Origin of the sequence: Escherichia sp. S10b, assembly GCF_028421345.1 — a bacterium.
GTDB lineage: Bacteria > Pseudomonadota > Gammaproteobacteria > Enterobacterales > Enterobacteriaceae > ECMA0423.
Genome location: NZ_JAHZSO010000109.1, coordinates 1 through 1,248 on the forward strand (window position 1 = coordinate 1; position 1,248 = coordinate 1,248).

The 1,248-nt window shown below is 51.8% G+C and carries 2 protein-coding genes; both read left to right on the forward strand.

What is annotated here, in order from left to right:
• The coding region (traH, locus tag FTE26_RS08280; protein ID WP_272457541.1) for a conjugal transfer pilus assembly protein TraH at positions 1 to 1,072 on the forward strand (1,072 nt) is incomplete at its 5' end.
• The coding region (locus tag FTE26_RS08285; RefSeq protein ID WP_179147923.1) for a conjugal transfer protein TraG N-terminal domain-containing protein at positions 1,069 to 1,248 on the forward strand (180 nt) is incomplete at its 3' end. The genes traH and FTE26_RS08285, both read left to right, overlap by 4 nt.

Consider the following 1,248-nt stretch of genomic DNA (forward strand, 5'->3'; position numbering starts at 1 on the left):
GTTGCAGCGTTTTGTTAAGCAGATTATGAGCAATGCTGCCGGTTACTTTTTTGACCTTGCCCTGCAGACAACGGTGCCGGAAATAAAAACCGCAAAAGACTTCCTGCAGAAAATGGCAAGTGACATTAACAGTATGAACCTCAGTTCCTGTCAGGTGGCACAGGGGCTTGTGGGGGGGCTGTTCCCTCAGACGCAGGAATCTCAGCAGAAAGTTTGTCAGGACATTGGCAGTGAAAGCAATATCTTCGCCGACTGGGCCGCATCTCGTCAGGGGTGCACGGTCGGAGGGCAGTCCTCATCTGTTCGTGACAAAGCCAGCGACAAGGACAAGGAGCGGGTGCTGAAAAACCAGAATATCATATGGGAGGCGCTGAAAAAAAACAGAATGTTTGACGGCAACAAAGAGTTGAAAGAATTTATCATGACGCTCACCGGTACGCTGATTTTTGGGGAAGACAGCGAGATTACCCCCCTGCCGGCGCGTACCACTGACCGCGATATCCTCCGGGCGATTATGGAGGGGGGAACGGCAAAAATTTACCACTGCAACGATTCGGACAAGTGTCTGAAGGTGGTGGCGGATGCAAATGTGACCATCGCCCGGGATAAAGCCCTGAAGTCACAGATTACAAAACTGCTCACCAGTATTCAGAATAAAGCAGTGAGTGACACTCCGCTTGACGCCCGGGAACAGGGGTTTATTTCCAGCACCACCATTCCCGTTTTTAAATATCTGATTGACCCGCAGATGCTCGGTGTGTCCAACAGCGTCGTTTACCAGCTGACGGACTATATCGGCTACGACATCATGCTCCAGTACATTCAGGAACTGCTTCAGCAGGCCCGGGCCATGATTGCCACCGGGAACTATCCGCAGGCTGTGATGGACAATGTTCTGGAGAATCTGAATCAGGCACAGCAACAGATTGCCATTTTCCAGAGCCAGGTACAGGTCCAGCAGGATGCGCTGCTGGTTGTCGAACGTCAGATGAGCTACATGCGCCAGCAGCTTTCCGCCCGTATGCTCAGCCGTTACCAGAACAACTATCACTTCGGAGGGAATTCACTGTGAATGAAGTTTATGTGATTGCCGGTGGTGAGTGGTTGCGGAATAACCTGAACGCCATTGCGGCATTTATGAGTACGCGGACCTGGGATTCCATCGAAAAAATTGCGCTCACATTGTCTGTTCTCGCGGTGGCCGTGATGTGGGTACAGCGGCACAACGTGATGGATTTGCTGGGCTGG